The 16642-nt window shown below is 69.0% G+C and carries 12 protein-coding genes; 6 read left to right on the plus strand and 6 right to left on the minus strand.

Going from position 1 to position 16642, the window contains the following annotated elements:
- Positions 1 to 73: 73 nt before the first annotated feature.
- From JW876_06095 to JW876_06110, 4 genes are all read right to left on the minus strand, one after another.
- Entirely contained in the window at positions 74 to 2602 is a 2529-nt protein-coding gene (locus JW876_06095; protein ID MBN1885076.1) for an aminopeptidase, read from the minus strand.
- A 91-nt stretch (positions 2603 to 2693) separates the two neighbouring features.
- Positions 2694 to 3080 carry a hypothetical protein gene (locus tag JW876_06100; protein ID MBN1885077.1) on the minus strand — a complete coding sequence of 129 codons (387 nt, stop codon included), beginning with the start codon at positions 3078 to 3080 and terminating at the stop codon, positions 2694 to 2696.
- An 11-nt stretch (positions 3081 to 3091) separates the two neighbouring features.
- Positions 3092 to 3772, minus strand: coding sequence for a DUF4230 domain-containing protein (locus tag JW876_06105; protein ID MBN1885078.1), 681 nt, complete (start codon positions 3770 to 3772; stop codon positions 3092 to 3094).
- 207 nt (positions 3773 to 3979) lie between these two features.
- A complete protein-coding gene (locus JW876_06110) occupies positions 3980 to 4636 on the minus strand; it encodes a DNRLRE domain-containing protein (protein MBN1885079.1) in 657 nt (218 codons plus the stop codon).
- Between the two features lie 211 nt (positions 4637 to 4847).
- Between JW876_06110 and JW876_06115 the strand changes: the two genes are divergently transcribed.
- Positions 4848 to 7268, plus strand: a complete 2421-nt coding sequence (locus tag JW876_06115; GenBank protein ID MBN1885080.1) for a T9SS type A sorting domain-containing protein — start codon at positions 4848 to 4850, stop codon at positions 7266 to 7268.
- Positions 7269 to 7359: 91 nt separating this feature from the next.
- Here JW876_06115 and JW876_06120 read toward each other — a convergent pair whose 3' ends face one another.
- Positions 7360 to 10146 carry an insulinase family protein gene (locus tag JW876_06120; protein ID MBN1885081.1) on the minus strand — a complete coding sequence of 929 codons (2787 nt, stop codon included), beginning with the start codon at positions 10144 to 10146 and terminating at the stop codon, positions 7360 to 7362.
- Positions 10147 to 10354: 208 nt separating this feature from the next.
- Entirely contained in the window at positions 10355 to 11560 is a 1206-nt protein-coding gene (locus tag JW876_06125) for a hypothetical protein (GenBank protein MBN1885082.1), read from the minus strand.
- 683 nt (positions 11561 to 12243) lie between these two features.
- Between JW876_06125 and JW876_06130 the strand changes: the two genes are divergently transcribed.
- From JW876_06130 to JW876_06150, 5 genes are all read left to right on the plus strand, one after another.
- Positions 12244 to 13392, plus strand: a complete 1149-nt coding sequence (locus JW876_06130) for an SPFH domain-containing protein (protein MBN1885083.1) — start codon at positions 12244 to 12246, stop codon at positions 13390 to 13392.
- Between the two features lie 7 nt (positions 13393 to 13399).
- A complete protein-coding gene (locus JW876_06135; GenBank protein MBN1885084.1) occupies positions 13400 to 14110 on the plus strand; it encodes a hypothetical protein in 711 nt (236 codons plus the stop codon).
- Positions 14107 to 15171 carry a hypothetical protein gene (locus JW876_06140; GenBank protein ID MBN1885085.1) on the plus strand — a complete coding sequence of 355 codons (1065 nt, stop codon included), beginning with the start codon at positions 14107 to 14109 and terminating at the stop codon, positions 15169 to 15171. Before JW876_06135 ends, JW876_06140 begins: the two co-directional genes overlap by 4 nt.
- Positions 15168 to 15887, plus strand: coding sequence for a hypothetical protein (locus JW876_06145; protein MBN1885086.1), 720 nt, complete (start codon positions 15168 to 15170; stop codon positions 15885 to 15887). The genes JW876_06140 and JW876_06145 overlap by 4 nt, the downstream gene beginning before the upstream one ends.
- A gap of 240 nt (positions 15888 to 16127) precedes the next feature.
- The coding region (locus JW876_06150; protein ID MBN1885087.1) for an outer membrane beta-barrel protein at positions 16128 to 16642 on the plus strand (515 nt) is incomplete at its 3' end.

Raw genomic sequence — 16642 nt, forward strand, 5'->3', positions numbered from 1 at the left:
GCGGGGGTCGAATGAGGGGCTGGTCGGGGTCACATCGGTATTGTAGCAGGATTCTCCCGGCCGTCAACCCGAGTTACCTGCTCAGTTCGATGCGTCGCAGCGAGGCCGCGCGCGCCTGGCGGTCGGCGGCGGCGAGAACCATGAGGCGCTGGCGCGGATGCAGCCCGGGGTGCGCATCGAGCCAGGTTGCCGCCGCCTCGGCCGCTCCCGGGTAGTACCGCGTGCCGAGCGCCGCCCCGAGCCACGACCGCGGGAAGAAGATGTCCCCGGTGCGGCGCACCTCCTCGAGAAGGGCGAGGGCCGTGTCGACCTCCGCCGGCGCGCCCGGTCCGAGGGGATGGTGCAGGAGACCGAGCCCCTCGATGACCCACGGCTCGCGGCGGCGTCCCTCGGCGGTGCGGATCGCGGCGGCGAAAAGGGCGCGGTCCGCCGCCTCGGGCGATGCGGCCTGCCGGACGAACCGGAAACGCCGGCGGAGCTCGTCGTTCTCGATCGCGGCCTCGCGCCGGTCGAGGATGCCGCGCCACCCCTCGACGCCCCGGACGGCGAGCTCGAGGGCCGTCGCCGCCAACTCGCGCTCCGAGAGCACGAACCCCCCTATCGGCTCTTCCCCCGCCTCGACACGCCAAAGGAGATCGACCCCCCCGGCGGTCGTCGCGACCGCGCGGAGGGCGCGGAAGAGGGCCAGCTTCACCGCAGGCGGCGCCTCGTCGTCGAGACGTGCCATGATCGTTCCGTCGAGAAGGATGGCGAGCCGTGTCCGGTCGTCGATCGACAGGAAGAGCCGGCTCGTCTCGGCGGCGGCGTCGAGCGCGGCCTGGAGGACGATCTCATCGCGCTCCTCCCCGATTTGCGCCGCGCAATAGCCGAGGAATTCCCCCGGGGCCGGATTCCCGCCCTCGAGCATCCCCTCGCGCAGATGGACGAGCAGGGCGAGCCGGTGGAGGGGCGCCTCGGGCACGGCGCCGCCGAGCGCGGCGGCGATGCTTCCTTCGTCCATCGGAAAGAAGCCGAGCCCCTCGAGGTTCGCGTCGGGCAGCACGAGCTCCGTCGCCTCGATGAGCCGCGTCTCCGCCCGCCCCCCCGCGCGCAGGCGATTCGTGAATTCCAGGCCGAAGGCCCGGTCGGTCGGGAACCACGGGATGGTGCGGACCTCGAAGGCCTGCGGCCAATCGATCCCCCGCCCCCGCGGATCGAGGGAGACGGCCTCGATGGCGGTGAAGCCGCCCCCCTCCCGTCCGGCGAGACGCACCTCGACGACGGGACGCCCGGGCTCCTCCACCCACGCCCGGCTCCAGGCGGCGAGATCGGCCCCGGCGAGGGAATCGAGGACGGCGACGAGATCGGGCCACGAGGCCGTGCCCCAACTGAACCGGCGGAGATAGCGGCGAAGCCCCTCGCGCAGGACCTCCTCCCCGACGAGTTCCTCGAGCTGGCGCAGCATCACCGGGGGCTTGTGGTAGATGACGTCCCCGTAGATCTCCCCCGCCCGCGCCATGTTCTCGAGGGGCTGGCGGATCGGGTTGGTCCCCGCCGTGCGCTCGATGTCGTCGAGGGCGCGGCGGTGCGCCGCCGCGAAGAGGAGCTGGTGATCGACGTCCGGAAACGCCGGCGCGACGATCCGGTCGGCCATGAACTGCGCGAAGGCCTCCTTGAGCCAGACGTCGTCGAACCACGGCATCGTCACGAGGTCGCCGAACCACTGGTGCGCCGTCTCGTGGGCGACGAGGGAGGCGCGCCCGAGCTCCTCTCGCGCCGTGGCCCCCTCGTCGAGGAGGATCCGCGAGGCCCGGTAGAGGATCGCCCCGGGGTGCTCCATCCCGCTGTAGGGGAAGACGGGCAGGAGGACGAGATCGAGCTTGTCGAAGGGATAGGCGATTTCCGTGTACTCCTCGACGCCAACGAGGGCCGCCGCGGTCAGGTCGAGGAGGGCGGGCAGGTTGCGGGCGATCCGCGCCGAGTCGGGCTCGAGGTGGAAGACCCCGATCTGCCGGCCGCCGCGCTCCCCCGCCTCGCGCCGGAACATCCCCGCGGCGAAGGAGAAGAGGTAGGTCGAGATGGGCGGCGTCTCCCCGAAGCGCACGAGACGCTTATCGCCCGCCGCGTCGTTTGAGCCGGCCGGCGCGTTGGCGACGGCCGTCCAGCCGGCAGGGATCTCGAGCGAGAGCGTGAACCGGCCCTTGAGATCGGGCTGGTCGAGGCAGGGCAGGGCGAAGCGCGCCCGGTCGGGAACGAAGAGGGTGTAGAGGTGGTCGCGCTCGCGGTGGAGCGGCCGTTCGTCCGGGGTGAACGAGATCTCGACGCGATGCTCCCCGTCGCCCGGCGGCAGCGGCACGAGGATGTGCTCGCGGAGATGGAGAACGGGAACGGAGTCGCCGTCGACGGAGACGGCATGGACGGCCGGGCCGGCGAAATCGAGGACGAGGGTGTCGAGTCCCTGCGCGCGGAAGCGGATCCCGACCCGCCCGGCGATCTCCCCCTCGGCCGGTATCCGGTAGAAGACGGCGTAGCGGAGACCGGAGACCGCCGCGCTCCTGGCGGCCGCGAGTTCGGCCGACACGCCCGACTCGATCCGCGCGGCCGCGGCGCAGGCCGCCGGCACGTGCACGCCGCCGGCATACGCCGCCAGAAGAAGAATGATGCAGGCGATGCCCGCCCGCGATCCCGGCCCGGCCCCTCCGCTGCATCGATTTTCACGGGATGGAGAAATCCAGGTTGCCGACATCCGTGTTCCTCACGGTGAACGCCTTCGCCCTCGTATCGTCGTCCGCGGAGTGATAGAAACCGAACGGTTCGCCCTGGTCATACCCGCCGTCGCCATCCACATCGACATACGCGTACAGTGAATCGACGTAGAAGAAGTCGCGCACGCTGATCGCCCATCTTCCATCCTCATCCGCGATATCCCTGATGTTGTAGTCGATCTCGACGATCACGGTCCCGGACATGCCCGAATTGTCGGTCACCGTCCCCGACAGCACGTTGCCGGGCTCCAGGATGTCGTTCTCATCCCCGCATGCCGAAAGGATCATCGTCGAGACGATCAGCAGGAAAAGCGGGAGAACAAACCCGTATCTCATACCCATCCCCGTCAGGCGACCGACTCCACCGTCGTCTGGACCAGCGCCGAGTCGCCGAAATCCACGGTGATGCCGCGCGCGCCGAACGCCTTTCCCAGCGCCTCGAGCGTCTTCCTCGCGGATCCCTGCACCTCGGAGCGCATCTTCTCGACGAAATCCTTCGCCATGAGTCCCGCCTGCTGCTTGGCCTCCTCCTTGAGACGGTTCTTGTCGGACTCGTTGAAGCCCGGCCCGAACGCCCGGTTCAGCAGGTCGGGAATCAGCCACGGCAGCAGCTTCGAGCTCTGCTCGTCGTAGAAGTACACGTCCCGTATGTGCGTCCGGTAGAAGCAGTCCGGCATCTTCAGGCGGAAGGAGCCGAGTCCCTCGTCCCCGATGACGAATTCGGGGCTCCGCAGGTCGTACCTGAAATCGATCTCGAACTCGAAGATCATCGCCATCTTCTTGTTGCTGAGGAGCCACGTGAGGTACCGCTTGCCGAATTCGCCGAACCAGTGGTCCGCCGCCGTGACGATCTCCTTGGTGATCATCTTGAACACCACGAGCTCGCCGACGCTGCGGATCTCCTCGATCGAGGCATGTATGTGCACGTCCCGCTCGCGCGATTTCTTCCCGCCACGCCGTCTCCATGCGATCGCCAGCACGAGGGCGACGACGAACCCGACGAGTCCGCCGATCAGGAACACTTCCATGTCACATCTCCAATGTCAGTGGTTCGAGCCATCCCCTCCGGAAATACTATAGGAACCACGGGGTCCTGTCAATTCCGCCCGTTTCGCGCGCGATGCGCCGGGCATCCGCGCGCGCGGCGACGTGATGCGTGGTTCCCGGGCGGGATCGCCCGCGGGAAGAAGCGCGGAGCCGTTTCCACGACGGGCGGGGAGACGCGCGAACCCGCCCTACCGGCAGAGCGACTTGATCGCGCCCCAGGTCGATCCCTCGACGGCCAGCGGCTCCGTGTAGTCGACGGTGAGCATCGGGTGCGGGTGGGTCAGGTTGTCCGAGGAAGCCATCATGAAGCTGGTGTAGCCGGTGTCGGCGGTGATGAGCAGCCCGTTGTTGAACTCGTCGACCCATTGCTGGACGATCCCGGTGATGTCGAAGGAGAGGGCGCAGCCCCAGTAGCAGGGCCCGTCCGGCGCGCCGCGGGATATCGGGTACGAGAGCGTCGGTGTCCAGTTGCCCGGACGGTTGTTCCAGGTGATCGTCATCTCGTCCCAGGGGGAGACCACCGGCGAGAACTGGATCGTTCCGTCGAGATATGCGGCCCACAGGGTGACGGTCGCGGCATTGACCGTCGCGCCGGCCGGTATCGCCGAGATGTCGAACTCGACGTACGCGGCGCAATGCGCGACGATCCCCATGATCTGGAAATATTCGTTGTCCCCGAAATTGGTCGCATCCCACCCGGAGAAGGCGTTGGTGACGTACGAATCCTTGCCATCCGACCCCGGCTGGCGGACGATCTCGATCGCGTCGCCGTCGCCCGCGACGGCCAGCATGGATACGACGAGCAGGATCAGGCACGTGAGCGGAGTCGTCGGCATTCGCATCATATCGGCATACCTCTCGTGATCGATGGGGAATTCCGTTCTCGCGGCGCCGGAACGCCGGCCCGCCGGACGATCAATCCATAGCATAAAATCAGCCAATATCGCCGGGAACGGCCGCGATGCCCCGTGCGTCGCGCGGATGGCGGCGGGAACGACGAGGGTTGCCACGATCGCCCGCATCGGCTATCCTCCGTATATAGCGGATGGAAAATACATGTCACGTATCCACGGATCGCACCATGCGCGCGCCGTGATCGCAACGATCGCCGCGGCGGGCGCGCTTCTCGCCGCGCCGTCCGGCGCCGCGGAGATCACGGTCGTCTACCGGTTCGGCGAGCCCGCCCGCGTCGACGCGGGCGGGGGATTCACGCGGATCGAGTTTTCCTCGACGGTGCAGAGCGGCCGGCCGGGCGAGCCGGGGTACCCCTTCCGCGGCGCGGCGATTTTGCTGCCCCCCGGCGAGGGGGTCTCCGGCGTCCGGGTCGAGCGGCGCGGATGGCGCGAGCTCGAGGGGTCGCATCTCCTCCGCCCGATCCAGATCCCCGTGCCGATCCGATCGAGCGCCTCTCGCGAGCGGCCGTTCCTGTTCGACGCGGCCGCCTACGGCGTCGACCGGTGGGTCCATCCCCCCGAACCCCGTTTCACGACGCAGTTCTTCCGGGGCCACGCGATCGCGGTCGGCTGCATCAGCCCGCTCGCCTACCGCCCGAAAAACCGCGCGGTCGGCTGGTACGGCGAGATCGAGATCACGATCGAGACGGCGCCCGCCGCGGCGGCGGCCGCCGCCCTCGCGCTGATGCGCACCGATCCCGAAACGATCCGGCAGCTCGCGGCGATCGTCGACAATCCGGAGGCCGCGCCCGGGGGCGGCGACACGTTCCTCGCGGCGAGCGGCCCCGACGACTACGAGTACCTCATCGTCACGCGCGACAGCCTGCGCGACGCGCTCGTCCCCTTCCGCGATCACCACACCCGGCGGGGCATGCGAACGCGCATCCGCTCCGTCGAGCAGATCGAGGCCCTCTTCCCGGGCGTCGACACGGCCGAGCGGATCCGCAACGCGATCATCCACGAATACGTGAACAGCGGGATCACGCACGTGCTCCTGGCGGGGGATTCGGACGGGCCGCCGGGCAACGTCAAGCCCGTCCCCCACCGAAGCTTCTACTGCCACGTGCCGGACGAGCACGATGAGGAGTTCAACCTCCCGGCCGACGTCTACTACGCCGCCCTCGACGGCGACTGGAACGCCGACGGCGACGGCCGGTGGGGCGAGGAGGGCGAAGAGGACTTCTTCCCCGAGATCGCCGTCGGGCGGGCGTGCGTCAGGTACCCGTCCGACGCGGCGCGGTTCGCCGACAAGGCGATGCTCTACGGATCGGCGCCGGTCGCCGGGCAGGTCCGCCGCGCCCTGCTCCTCGGCGAGTTGCTGAAGGATCACCCGGAGACATGGGGCGCCGACGAGCTGGAGGAGCTCGTCGGCGCGTGCACGCACAACGATCTCGCGACGGCCGGCATACCGCCCGACTGGGAGATCGCGACCCTCTTCGATCGCGACGAGTACTGGAACAAGGAGGACGCGTGGCCGATCATCAACGGCGGCACCCACTGGGTGGCCCACTCGGGCCACTGCATGACCGACGCCGCCCTGAAATTCACCTCGTCCGACGTCCGGGACACGAAATTCACCAACGACGGCGTGAGCGCGAACCTCGTCATCATCGCCACGGTGGGCTGCTACGCGGCCGCGTTCGACAACCGCAACCCGCTGGGCGACTACGGCTTCGACTGCATCGCCGAGAAGATGGTGGACATCCGTCACTGCGCCGTCGCGTTCTTCGGCAACTCGCGCGCCGGCTTCCTCGATCCGGGCACCACGAGCAGCACCTCCCATCTCTACCTGCGGGAGTTTTTCGACGCCGTCTTCGGCGAGGGCTATCACACCCTCGGGGACGCGGTACGGCGCTGCAAGGAGGAGATCGTTCCCTGGATCGCCCTCTCCGACACCTCGCGGGCCGACGAATTCCGGTACGACTACTACCAGCTCACCCTGCTCGGCGACCCCGCCCTCGACGCGTGGACCGACACGCCGCGGGCGATGAGCGTCACGCATCCCGCCTCGATCGATCGCTGGGAGGAATCGATGGTGGTTCTGGCCCCGAACGTCCCCGGCGCGCTGGCCGTCCTCTATCATGACGGCGTCGCCTACGCCCGGGGCGTCGGCACTCCCCTCGGCTATATCCTCCTGCGCCGGACGAGGCCCTTCCCCGACTCGCTCGTCGAGCTCGAGCTCGACGTGAGCGCGCACAACCGCTACACCTATCGCGACACGATCGCGATCACGGGCACGACCGGGATCGAAGACGCGCCGCCCGCGGCCAGCCTCGCCACGAACGCGCCGAATCCCTTCAATCCCTCGACCGTGATCCGCTTCACGCTCGACACCGAACGGTTCGTCGACCTGCGGGTCTATGACGTGGCCGGGCGCGAGGTCGACCGGCTCGTCGCCTGCCGTCTCCCGGCCGGCCCGCACGACGTGACCTGGCGGCCGAGTCACCTCTCGAGCGGCATCTACCTCTACGTGCTCCGCGCCGGCGATCGCCTGCTGAGCGGGAAGGCCGTCCTGGTCCGATGACCGGACGGCGACGCGCGTCGCCGCGGCGCCCCACCGTCCGCGGCGGCTGCATGTCATTCGCGGGTCGCGGGCGCGCGGCGCGCCGGCCCCGCTATTCCTTGAACTCGTCGAGGGCGTTCTCGTCGAGATCCCCCGAGACGGCGATGATGTAGTTCTTCGTATCGAGGTAGCGGTTGGCGGCGGCCCGGACGTCCTCGAGGGTGACCGCCATGATCCGCTCCCTCCTCGTGTCGAAGTAATCCAGGGGCCTGCCGTTCTTTATCTGGTCGTAGACGACGGCCCCGACGTCGTCCGGCGTCCGCACGTACAGGCTCAGGAGCGCGATCTTCCGCGCCTTGGCCTTCTCCAGCTCCCCGGCGGTCACGCCGTCTTCCTGGACCTTGCGGATCTCCTCGAACATCCCCCTGATCATCCTCGCCACCTTCGTCTTGTCGGTGTTCGTGCGGATGTTCCAGTAGCCCCCCTCGTCGCGGATCCAGAGGTTGCTCTTGATCCCGTAGCTGAGGCCCTGCCTGTCGCGAAGCTCGATGCCCATCCGGGAGGTCAGCGAGCTGCCGCAGAGGATGTGCTCGAGGATCCCGATCGCCTCGAGATCGGGATTCGATTCCATGATCCCGCCGGAAACCGGGTTGAAGGCGATATCCACCCGGCACTGCTCGTACTCGGGGTTGCCGAAGACGATCACGTGCTTGCCCTCGATCCGGTCGATCCTGCCGAATGGAAGCATGGGGTCGCGCGATTCCTTCCTCCAGCCGCCCAGCGTCCCGTTCAGCTTCCCCTCGATCCAGTCGCGGTCGAAATCGCCCACGACCACGAGCTTCATCCGGTCGGGGCTGTAGTACCTGTCGTGGAAGGCCACGAGGTCGTCGCGCGTGAGCTCCCGGTAGACGTCCGGGTCGCCGGCGTGCGACACCGCGTACTGGTGGCCCTCGAAGACCGCCTCGAACATCCCGTAGAAGGCCTTCATCCGGTCGGTCGTCTTGAAATCCTCCGCGGCCGCGACCAGGCGGGGTCGGATCTTCTCCATCTGCTCCTCGGGGAACGACGGCTCGACGAGGCCGCACATCAGGCCGCCGAGCATCCTGTCGATGTCCTCTCTCAGGGAGTATCCCGTGAACCCGATGGTGTTCCAGCTCTGGCTGATGTCGATCGAGTAGGGCGTGAAGGAGATCTCCTCGAGGATCTCGTCGAAGCTGCGATCTTCCGTCCCGCGCAGGAGCATCGCCTCGGTGAACCCGCGGATTCCCGGGCGCTCCATGTTCTCCTGGATGCGGCCGGTCTTGATGAATCCCATCACGAGGACGGTGGGGAAATCGTGGTTCTCAAGGAGATAGACGGGCACGCCGTTGTCGAGGACGAGCGAGTCGATCATCGGGGCGATCGGGTTGGGAGCGATGATGTCGTCGAGTCGCGGCCCGTAGAGCTCGAGGACCTCGGGCAACGTTTCGTCCGCTCCCTGTCCCGGCTCCCCGTGTTCGCCGCCCGTTTCCATCCCGTCGGGATCGTCTTCCGCTTCCTCGTCCGCCGCACGGCTCCGTTTCGTTTTCGTCGCCGTCGTGTCGGGCGAGGAATAGCAGACGACCAGGTTGTCGGATTGGAGGTACGTGCCGGTCACCCGCAGGATGTCCTCGCCGGTGACCGACTGGACCATCCGGGTCCACTCGTTGATGTACTCCCACCCCACGTAGTTCTCGTAGAGTCCCAGGCGGTTGCCGACATCGCTCGTGTACTGGTCGCCGGTGATCTCGTCGAAGCGGATCCTGTTCTTGATCTTCTGCAGATCGTACTCGTCCACCGGCACGGTGGCGAGCGAATCGATCTCCTCCCGGATCGCCGCCTCCACGTCGGCCACCGGGACGCCGGGCAGGAGCCGGACCCCGATGCTGAACGTCCGGGGATCCTTGCTGAAGGAGAGCCCCCCGCCCACCGAGGAGCAGAGCTCGTCCCGCCTGACCAGGCGCTTGTAGAGGCGGGAGGTGGCGCTGCGCCCGCAGAGGATGGTGCCCGCCACGTACAGGGCGGGACCGTCCTCGTCGAAGCGGCCGGGCGCCTGGAAATACATGTTCACCGCCTCGTCGAGGATATCCGAATGTTTGAACTCGAGGATCTTCTTCCCCTCGGCCGGGACGCGGTAGAACCGGGGCTTCTCCAGCTCCGGGCCCCGGGTGATGTCGCCGAAGTACCGCCTGACCTGCCCGAGGATCTCCTCCGTCTCGAAATCCCCGCAGAGGACCAGCGTGGCGTTGTTGGGAGTGTAGTATTTCCGGTACCAGGCGTAGGCCTGGTCGCGGGTGATCGACCGGATATCCTCCATCCACCCGATGACGGGATTCCGGTAGGGATGGTTCTTGAAGATGAGGGTGTTGACTTCCTCTCGCCGCATGCCCTTGGCGCTGTTGTCGACCCGCTGCCGCCGTTCCTGCGCGATCACCCCGATCTCGCTCGCGAACTCGCCGGGGTCGAACTCGCACCGGTGCATGCGCTCCGATTCGATGTCGAAGGCGAGCTCGATCCTGTTCCGGGGGAGCAACTCGTAGTAGACCGTGATGTCGCTGGATGTGAAGGCGTTGAAGATGCCCCCGTTGGAGGAGACGAGATCGGCGATGGTGCCCCTGGGAAACCGTTCGGTGCCCTTGAACATCATGTGCTCGACGATATGGGAGATGCCGGTCTGCCCGTACGGCTCGTACTTCGCGCCGACGTCGTACGTCAGCCGCGAGTAGATGACGGGGGCGGTGTGCATCTCGTAGGTGATGACGTGCAGGCCGTTCTCGAGGGTGAATTCCCTGACCTTCGATTCGTCGATCGCCATGAGCGGGCCGGCGGAGGCCAGCGCCAGGACGATCGCGATCGCCGACACGGACAGTGTCCTTTTCATCGATCCTCCCGATACGTTGCGAGGAAAAGAGGTTGCACAAGACGTCTTCGTGGATTCAGGCAATACATGTCCCGGGTAGTATACCCCCCTCCCGGGCGGAATGCCAGTCCATGCAGCTGCTCGATTCCCTCTTCGGCCTCCGGCCGGCGCCTGGACCGGGCCGGCATCCGGTGAATCGTCGGATTGGCGCCGCTGCCCACCGTCGCCGTTACGGAATCATGCCGGCGAATCCGGCCCCGTGCAGGGCGAGTTCGGCGGGAAGAGACGGAACCGCACCGATCCGTCGATCGTCGGCCGCGTTCGTCACGCCGCCTTCGCCGCCGGCCGCGCCGGAAACCCCGGCGACCATGCCCGCCGTCTCGAGCAGCGCGATGGAGGGCTCGAGACGCTGGAGCAGATCGCGGCGCGTCCGCGCGGCGTAATCGTGTTTCCCGCACCGCTCTCCCATCTCGATAACCCGGCAGGCGTAGGCCGGGCGCGAGGGATCGAGGACGGCCGCAGCCCGGGCGAGCTGGAAGGGAATCTCCCGCATCCCCTTCCCTGCCGCGGCCGCCGCCCCCGCGTCCAGCGCTCCGGCGACGACGGAGGCATCGAAGGTGAAAGCCATGAGCGCGAGAGCCGCGACCAGGGCCAGCGAGACGGCGTTTCCGCGCGGAACATCGTTCCTCCGCGGACCGGCGAGACGTATCCCGTCGAGCGCCTGGACGACCCAGGCGACAACTCCCGCCGCGGCGACGGCAGCGGCGGCGATGAGGAACCGCTCGAGGAATCCTGCATCGACGCCGTACGGGCCGGCGAAGGCGTTCAGATCCCAGAGCAGGCCGGCCTTCGTAAGCGTCACGGCCGCGATGCCAGCCAGGCAGACGACCCAGAGCGCGGCGGCGGCCCTCGCGTGATGTCCGGAGACGAAGAGTCCCATCCCCGGAAACACCGACCCGATCAATCCCGCGGCGGCGCGCGATCTCAGCCATCCCGGCGACCGGCGCATCCTCCGCGCCTCCTCCCTCCCGGCGAGCACGATCCCCCTCGTCCACGCGAGGCAGCAGGAAACGGCGGCCGCGGCGGCGGCCGCGATCATCGCGACCGCGGCGGGGAACCCGATCTCCGGCCACGGGATGCGCGTCCACAGCACCGCCGTCGCGGTCGCCGAACCCGCTCCCAGCAGGGCGATCGCCATCCAGGCGCGGCTGCGGCGCCCGGCGGATGTCGCCAGGATCGAGAAGGGTCCCGCCATGCAGGACAGGATCGCCGGCACGCCGGACGCGCGTTCCGCGCGGGCGCCGGGCGCGCCGCTCCTGTTTTCTCGCGCCGTGGCGGACCGCAGGTATGCGGGCAGATCCTTCGCGACGTTCCGCGACGAGCCGGCGTCGCCGCGCACGGGATCGATGACATACACCTTCTGCCGACCGCTCATCTCTTCTCCTTCCGTCGAGGCGGCCGCTCACCCTGCCGGGCGGTCGTCATGTCGGGATACGCTGCGGGCCGAGCGCTGACGCACGGTGATTTCGGCAATAATCGTACCGGGGACATCCGGGCGCCGGGCGGCGTCCGGACGACGGGCCATCATGGAGACGCCGGGGACGGCGCAGGGAATCGGGAGACGCGACGGAAACCGGACTTTTCCGGTTTCCGCCCCATGCGGCCTCGCGGCGCCGCCAGGACGGGGACGGTTCGTGATGCAACGCCGCATTGCACCGCGTCACGCGGGATTGTCAGCGAGCGTCCAACCCGCTCGGCGGGATCTTCCACCTCTCCTGCAGTTCCGGGCGTCGCGCGAAACGATCGTACCCGGCGTCGCCCGCCGACCCGAAGTGGCTTAAATCCGCCGGGCAGGGCCCGGAACGGATCGGCCGCGGAGACAAAAACGATCGCCCCGCGCGGCGAAGCGCACCCGCCAGATCCCCTAACTGCCTCCCATGAAACAGATTGCCCATCCAATCCTCTTCGGCGCACCCGAACGCTCCGCTGGCACTTCCCTTGCACATCACCTGGATCGGACCGGTTTGCGCGCGCGGTGCGCGCGCGGCGCCGGCGCATCGACGGCCGATACAACGAACGCACATATCGACACTGGGCCCCAGACGACGGGAGACCGCAATGAGCCAGTTCATGGAAGTCCTCGAGTGGTTCGACCAGACCGGCGAGGAGATCGTCCACCGCCTCCCCCCCGAGGGATCGGCCGAGATCAAGATGGGCGCGCAGCTCATCGTGCGCGACAACCAGACGGCCGTCTTCTTCAAGGACGGCAAGGGGCTCGACGTCTTCGGCGCGGGGCGGCACACGCTCTCGACGAAGAACCTGCCGATCCTCACGAAGATCCTCGCCCTCCCCTGGGGCTTCACGAGCCCCTTCCGGGCCGAGGTCTACTTCGCCAACATGAAGACCTTCCTCGACCAGAAGTGGGGCACGAAGGACCCGGTGGCATTCAAGGACAGCCGCCTCGGCCTCGTCCGGCTGCGCGCCTTCGGCCGCTACACCTTCCGGATCGCCGAGCCGGTGCTCTTCGTCAACTCGGTCGTCGGCACGCAGGGCTTCTACACGAGCGAGATGATCGGCGAGTACCTGCGCGACGTCGTCGTCGCCCGGATGAACGACCTCTTCGGCGAGCAGCTCGACACGATCTTCGACCTGCCGCAACGCTACGACGAGCTGGCCGTGCAGCTGCGCGGGCGTCTCGTCGACGACTTCTCCCGCTACGGTCTCGAGCTGCGCGACTTCTACATCAGCGCGATCACGCCGCCCCCCGAGGTGCAGACGATGATCGACGAGCGGAGCGGCCTCGAGGCGGTCGGCAACCTCGACGACTTCTTCAAGTTCAAGGCGGCCAAGGCGATGGGAGACGCCGCCTCCTCCGGCGGCGGCGGCGCGGCGGGCGCCGCGGCGGCATCCGGCATGGGGGTCGGCGTGGGGGCCGGTCTCGGGATGATGATCCCCGGGATGCTCGCCCGCCAGGCGGCGGAAGCCCCGGCGGGGGGCGCGGCGACGGCCGTGGCGACCTTCGCCTGCCCGAAGTGCCACAACGAGGTCGGGGCCGAGTCGCGCTTCTGCCCGAGTTGCGGGGCGCAACTGGTCAGGATGAATACCTGTCCCGACTGCGACGCCGAGCTTCCCGCCGATGCGCGCTTCTGCTCGCGGTGCGGACGCGAACTCGCCGCGACGCTCGCCTGCCCGCACTGCGGCCGCGATCTGCCGCCGGGCACGAAGTTCTGCACGGGCTGCGGCGAGAAGGTGGAGCGAAAGGAATAGGGACGCGATGAACGTCCGGTGCCGCCTCTGCGGCGGCGACAACACGGTCCGGCCGGGGCAGCGGATGGTGACGTGCGCCTTCTGCGGCTCGGCCCTCGCCCTCGGGGAGAAGGAAGGTCCCGAACAGCTCATCCTCCCCCACGAGCGCACGGACCGGGGCGCAACCGAGGCCCTCGTCTCCCACCTCGCCGAGCGCGGCCTCGCCCTGCCGCGGGGGATTCCCGAGGTCTCCTTCGCCTACGTCCCCTACGCGATGGCGACGGGCGAGAGGGGCACGATGGAAACGACGGCGATCGCCGCCGCCCCGCGCGCGGCGCGCTCTATCCCCTGGCCCCCCGCCGGCGCCTGGCGCTTCTTCGACGAAGCCCTCGCCGGCGGCGAGGAGATCGTCCCGGCCGGCGAAATCCCCGGCGATGCCATCCGCCTGCTCTGGCTTCCCCTCTACACCGTGCGCTACCGTGCGGCCGGGAAGACGCGCACGGCGGCGATTTTCGGCGACAGCTGGCTCGTCCTCGCGACCGACTGGCCCCCCGGGCGGCCGCAAACGCTCGACACGCGGAACGTCCTTCTCGCCGCCGGGCTCTTCGTCGCCTACCTCTTCATCGGCAGACTCGGCGCCGGGCTCCCGGCGCGGCTTGTCGTCATCGCGTCCGCCGCGACGACGGGCTGGCTCGCCCTCGCCGCGCGGCGGCGTCTCGCGGGACGGTCGAACGGATGAGCGTGGAAACGATCGAACGAACGGACAACCCGGCGAACGAGCCCGGGAAGGGCGCGCCGGAGCGGGGCGCCGCCGACCAGGCAAAGCCGGTGGAGACGTACGGCGTCGCCTGCCCCGCCTGCGGCGGGTCGCTCGGCGTGCAGGAGGGGGAACGGAGCGTTTGCTGCGAGTACTGCGGCTCCGCCCTCGTCGTCGTGGATCCGGCCGGCGTGCGCTCCTTCGCGATGGACCCGCGGATCACGGCCGGCAAGGCACGGCTCACCGCGCTGCATCACCTCGCCGAAGAGACCGGCGGGCGGATCCGGGCGCGGCACGCCTCGATCGTCGACCTCCGCCTCGTCCACGTCCCCTTCTGGCGGATGCACGGGCGTCTCGTCGGCTGGCTCGCCGGCAACGAGATCCATCGACGCCAGGTGGAGGTCCTTCGCCCCGACGGGCACGGGGGCGAGCGCCTCGTCATGACGACGAACGAGGAACGCCGGCCCTTCGCGAAGCTCGTCTTCAAGCACATCGACTGGAGCGCCCCCGCCTGCTCGCTCAGGAGGCTCGGCCTGCGGGGGATCGCGTTCCGCTCGCGCTTCATCCGGTGGCGTCCTTTCGACCACCGGCTCGGCGACGAGGGATCCTTCGCCTTCCCGATGATCTCCCCCGGACAGGCCGAGCGGGACGCCTTCGCCTACCTGACGAACCTCTGCGCGCCCACCGGGGCCGAGGTGCGGGCGAGCCGGTTCGACCTGCTCGGCAGCGAGTTCTCGCTCTACTACTACCCGGTCTACCTGCTCCGCTACCGCCACGGGCGGCGCATCTACACGATCACCGTCGACGGCAACGACGGCTCGGTCCTTCGCGGCGAGACGCCGCCGCGAAGGCAAGCCGACCTCAGGACCTTCTTTTTCGTGCCCGCCCTCTTCGCCTTGCTCGCCGGCCTGTGGCTTCCGGCGGTGGCGATCGCGGCGGGGATCGTCTATGTACGCGACCTCGTGCAGGCCCGCGGGATGATGCCGCCGCACCGCTGGCTCGCGGCGCGTCTCGACCGCTGGTTCGGAGGTGAGTTGAGATGACCGGCGGCTACCGCGTCCTGCCCCTCCGCTGCGCCCACTGCGGGGCCGAGCTTCCCGTCATGGGGCCGATCGTCGCGTTCCGGTGCGCGAGCTGCAACCGGTACTGGCTCCTCGGCCGGAACGGCCTCGAGGCCGCCACCGTCTACCGCGCCCGCGCCGCCGGCGACGATGCGGAGGAGACGCTCTTGCTGCCCTTCTGGGCCGTCGAGATCGACGCGCCCCGCCTTCGGGCCCTGGCCGGCGGGGCCGTAGCCGACGCCGGCGTGACCGCGCCGGCCGCCGCCGTCGAGCGCCTCCTCGCGCGGATCGAGGAAGCGGGCCGCTGGTTTGTCTACGTGCCCGCCTTCCACGCTCCCAATCCGAACGCCTGCCTGGCGCTCGGGCGTCTCTTCACACGCGGCCAGCCCGCCGCGCGCATGGAGAAGGCCGGCGGCGGCGGTCGACCCGTCCTCTGCGCCCTGCGGGCCGACGAGGCCCTCGCCCTCGTCGACTACGTCTTCCTCGCGCACCTGCCCTCGGCGATCCTCGAGATCGCCCACCTCGCAGGCCGACTCCACGCGGAGCCGGCGGCGGCGCCGTGGCTCGTCGAGTACCCCTTCGTTTGCCGGGGCCACGACCTCGTGAGCCTCGCCGGCGGATACGTCGTGCCGGTCGCCCTCGTCGCCCCGCCCGGCACGGCCGCTACGGCGCCGATTGCCGCTCCCGCGGGGAGATGACTGCCGCGGCGCGCCCCCCCGCACGCCGTCTGCGCCTCGACGGCGCCGCGGCACGACCGGGCGGCGCCGGGGCGCGCGGTTGTGCAGACTTTCGACGACCTTCCCGGCTTCCCGAACCTTCTTGCCCGCCGGGCGCAAACCTGTCATAGTCCCGTCAAGGCCACCGTCGGGAGCATCGACGGACACGGAAGATCGACCCGTCCGGCGCCGCCGGACACGAGACACGGGAGGACCATCGTGATGAAGAGAATCGTTGTCACCGCCGCGCTCTGCCTGCTGCTCGCCGCGCCCGCGGCTGCCCAGTCCGTCCTCGACGACATCGACTGGTCGGTCGACGCGGGCATCGCCATGCCGACCGGCGATTTCGGCAAGGCGGCGAACACCGGCTTCTGCTTCGGGGTGAACGGCTTCTGGTCGTACACCGAGCGGCTGCTCTTCGGCGGCCGGATCGCGTACGACCGGTGGGGCGTCGACGAGGACATGGGCGGCAGGGGCTGGGACGTCGAGGGGCACTTCTCGGCGATCGAGATCGTCCCCCAGGTGCGCTACCTCTTCACCGACGACGCCACGCAGCGCGCCAACTTCTTCGGCCAGGCGGGGATCGGCTTCTACCGCTTCGCGTTCGACCTCGAGTACGACTCCGACCTCACCGACGACACCTGGGACAGCGACGACGCCGAGATCGACCTCGGGATCGCCCTCGGCGGCGGCGTGACGATCGACACGGCGGGCGGGCGCTCCTTCGAGATCCGCCC

This window comes from Candidatus Krumholzibacteriota bacterium (genome assembly GCA_016931295.1).
Taxonomy (GTDB): Bacteria; Krumholzibacteriota; Krumholzibacteriia; order Krumholzibacteriales; family Krumholzibacteriaceae; genus JAFGEZ01.

What these genes read in the sequence shown, in the direction of transcription:
- JW876_06115 (MBN1885080.1), top strand. Translation starts at nt 4,848, where the DNA reads ATGTCACGTATCCACGGATCGCACCATGCGCGCGCCGTGATCGCAACG.
- JW876_06105 (MBN1885078.1), bottom strand. Translation starts at nt 3,772, where the DNA reads ATGGAAGTGTTCCTGATCGGCGGACTCGTCGGGTTCGTCGTCGCCCTC.
- JW876_06140 (MBN1885085.1), top strand. Translation starts at nt 14,107, where the DNA reads ATGAGCGTGGAAACGATCGAACGAACGGACAACCCGGCGAACGAGCCC.
- JW876_06145 (MBN1885086.1), top strand. Translation starts at nt 15,168, where the DNA reads ATGACCGGCGGCTACCGCGTCCTGCCCCTCCGCTGCGCCCACTGCGGG.
- JW876_06120 (MBN1885081.1), bottom strand. Translation starts at nt 10,146, where the DNA reads ATGAAAAGGACACTGTCCGTGTCGGCGATCGCGATCGTCCTGGCGCTG.
- JW876_06125 (MBN1885082.1), bottom strand. Translation starts at nt 11,560, where the DNA reads ATGAGCGGTCGGCAGAAGGTGTATGTCATCGATCCCGTGCGCGGCGAC.
- JW876_06100 (MBN1885077.1), bottom strand. Translation starts at nt 3,080, where the DNA reads ATGAGATACGGGTTTGTTCTCCCGCTTTTCCTGCTGATCGTCTCGACG.
- JW876_06135 (MBN1885084.1), top strand. Translation starts at nt 13,400, where the DNA reads ATGAACGTCCGGTGCCGCCTCTGCGGCGGCGACAACACGGTCCGGCCG.
- JW876_06110 (MBN1885079.1), bottom strand. Translation starts at nt 4,636, where the DNA reads ATGATGCGAATGCCGACGACTCCGCTCACGTGCCTGATCCTGCTCGTC.
- JW876_06130 (MBN1885083.1), top strand. Translation starts at nt 12,244, where the DNA reads ATGAGCCAGTTCATGGAAGTCCTCGAGTGGTTCGACCAGACCGGCGAG.